General features: G+C 64.2%; 3 protein-coding genes. 1 reads left to right on the top strand and 2 read right to left on the bottom strand.

The features are described 5' to 3' along the window. Positions 1-207: 207 nt before the first annotated feature. The gene (locus CWO89_RS43080) at positions 208-636 is read right to left on the bottom strand and encodes a cupin domain-containing protein (protein WP_130584254.1); all 429 of its coding nucleotides are present in this window, start codon (positions 634-636) and stop codon (positions 208-210) included. After that, entirely contained in the window at positions 636-1,403 is a 768-nt protein-coding gene (gene gloB, locus CWO89_RS43075; protein ID WP_130584253.1) for a hydroxyacylglutathione hydrolase, read from the bottom strand. Before gloB ends, CWO89_RS43080 begins: the two co-directional genes overlap by 1 nt. Positions 1,404-1,597: 194 nt before the next feature. Between gloB and CWO89_RS43070 the strand changes: the two genes are divergently transcribed. Then, positions 1,598-2,326 (top strand): methyltransferase domain-containing protein, encoded by a 729-nt coding sequence (locus CWO89_RS43070; RefSeq protein ID WP_130584252.1) that lies wholly within the window; start codon positions 1,598-1,600, stop codon positions 2,324-2,326. Positions 2,327-2,493 lie beyond the last annotated feature (167 nt).

The following is a 2,493-nucleotide window of genomic DNA, read 5'->3' as shown; positions in this document are numbered from 1 at the left end:
CGTTCCGGCAGATCTCCAAATAGTCCGCCACCAACCATCATGCCCTCCTGCGAATCCATCACCGCAGAGAATCACAGCCACTTTGCGCTCTGCCATAAGAAAGATTCACAGCCTCGTAGGGTGGGCAAAGCGAAGCGTGCCCACCGTGCACGGTACGCTCGCAATGGCGGGCACGCTGCGCTTTGCCCACCCTACGAAGCCACAAAGCTAATCGGGCTCCCAGCCCTTCGGCGCCAGTTCGAATTTCGCAAATTCAAACGCCGGCGCGACCGTGCATCCGACCAGGGTCCAATCGCCGGTGCACTCCGCCGCCTGCCATGCATGCGCCGGCACGATCGCCTGTGGCACTTCGCCGGCGGCGAGATCGGAGCCGAGTCGGATAGTCCGCTGTCCGCCCGCATCAGCGATCCGCAAGATCAGCGGATCACCAGCGTAATAGTGCCAGATCTCCACCGCATCGACGCGATGCCAATGCGATCGCTCGCCGCGCGCCAGCAGGAAATAGATCGCGGTCGAGCGCGATCGCCCGCTCGCATCCGTCGCGTCATCGCGAAACGTCTCGCGATAATGGCCGCCCTCGGGATGCGGCTTCAGCTCAAGCTGCGCGATGACCTCAGCGGCAGTCGGCTTTGGCATCACGACTTATTCTTGCGCTCGCGCAATTCGCCGAACACCTCGGCGCCGTCGGCGCCCTTCATGTGCAGCTTGGCGGCCACCGCCGGCTCGTCGGCGCGCAGGAACACGTTGGCTTTCTTCTCCTCGCCAAGCAGCGTCGGGATCGTCGGCTTGTTCTCTGCGCGCAGCCGCGTCACTTCCTCGGCGCGCGCTTTCAGCGCGGGATTGTCTGATTCCACTGTCAGCGCGAACTTGACGTTTGCGGCGGTATATTCGTGGCCACAATAGAGGCGGAAGTCGTCCGGCAGCGCGCGCAGCTTGAGCAGCGAATCCCACATCATCGGATAGTTGCCCTCGAACACGCGGCCGCAGCCGATCGAGAACAAGGTGTCGGCGGCAAACACCGCCTTCTCGCCGTCGAATACATAGGAGATGTGGTCGAGCGTGTGGCCCGGTGTCTCCAGCACCCGGGCGAGCAGGCTGCCGACCCTGATCACGTCGCCATTGGCGGCGCGCAGGTCGACATTGGCGATCGCCGTCGTCTTGTCGTGCGGCGCGACGACGCGGCAGCCATATTTCTGTTTCAGTTCGGCAACCCCGCCGACATGGTCATGATGATGATGGGTGATCAGGATGTCGGTCAGATTCCAGCCCTCGCGCTCCAGCGCCGCGATGATGGGGCCGGCTTCCGGCGCATCGATCGAGGCGGTGGCCTTGGTGGCGGGATCGTGGATCAGATAGCCGAAATTGTCGGTCAGGCAGGTGAAAAGACGGATTTCCGCAGTCATGGTATCTCCCGCGAACTGTTTGAGCACGATCTCCGCGCAAACGCTTCGCGTTTGTCGCGAGGGAAAACCGGTTTCCACTTTTCCGCATCATGCTCTACCACGCCCTATATGTGCGGGAAATATGGCGTCAACGCTCGCGCGACAATGCAATTTTCGGGAACACGGACGTGAGGGCGGCGTGTTAGGTTGGGTGTATGGACGTCATTGATCTCCGCGATTTCTATTCGCAGCGCCTGGGTATCGTGGCGCGCCTATTGATCAATCGCGGCATCCGCGAGCGATGGCCGGGGGCCGAGGGCCAGCGCGTGCTCGGGCTCGGCTATCCCACCCCCTATCTCGGCCTGTTCCGCGAGGATTGCGAGCGCTGCATCGCGTTCATGCCGGCGTCACAGGGGGTTCTGAAATGGCCGACGGGCCGGCCGGCGCTGGCGACCCTGGTCGACGAATTCTCGATGCCGCTCGCGGATGCCGCGGTCGACCGCGTACTGCTCGTGCATGCGCTGGAGATGTCGGATGATCCGGAGCGGCTCTTGCGCGAGGTGTGGCGGGTGCTGGCGCCCTCCGGCCGGCTGATCGCGGTGATACCCAATCGCCGCGGCGTATGGACACGCACCGACACCACGCCGTTCGGCCACGGCCGGCCCTATTCGCGGGCGCAGATCACGCAACTGCTGCGGCAGACCTGGTTCACGCCGACGGCCTGGGGGGAGGCGCTGTTCGTGCCGCCGGTCGCGGGGAGCTGGTTTCTGCGCTGGGCGATGGCCTGGGAGCGTCTCGGTGCGACGCTGTCACTGCCGTTCGCGGGCGTTCATATCGTGGAAGCAACCAAGCAGGTCTATCGCGCGATCCCCGCGAACCGCGAACGCGCGCGGCTCATCCCGTCACTGCAGCCAGTGCTCGTGCCGTCATCGTCGCGCGGGTGATGCGGATTTGTAGGGTGGGCAAAGCGAAGCGTGCCCACCATTGCGAGCAGAGCGTTGATGGTGGGCACGCTGCGCTTTGCCCACCCTACTTTCTTGTCGCGGGCTAGCTACTCATTCCCTGTGTTGAAGTCTTCGCTCGGCGCGGGCTGCGCGGCGGCGTCGGGGCG

It is taken from the genome of Bradyrhizobium sp. Leo170, from assembly GCF_004296405.1.
Lineage (GTDB): Bacteria > Pseudomonadota > Alphaproteobacteria > Rhizobiales > Xanthobacteraceae > Bradyrhizobium.
The sequence above is the reverse complement of the archived record's forward strand: the minus strand, read 5'-3'. Positions and strand labels throughout refer to the sequence as shown.

Bases quoted from the DNA above. Each gene is read 5' to 3' on its own strand.
- CWO89_RS43070 (WP_130584252.1), top strand. From the start codon at position 1,598: ATGGACGTCATTGATCTCCGCGATTTCTATTCGCAGCGCCTGGGTATC.
- gloB (WP_130584253.1), bottom strand. From the start codon at position 1,403: ATGACTGCGGAAATCCGTCTTTTCACCTGCCTGACCGACAATTTCGGC.
- CWO89_RS43080 (WP_130584254.1), bottom strand. From the start codon at position 636: ATGCCAAAGCCGACTGCCGCTGAGGTCATCGCGCAGCTTGAGCTGAAG.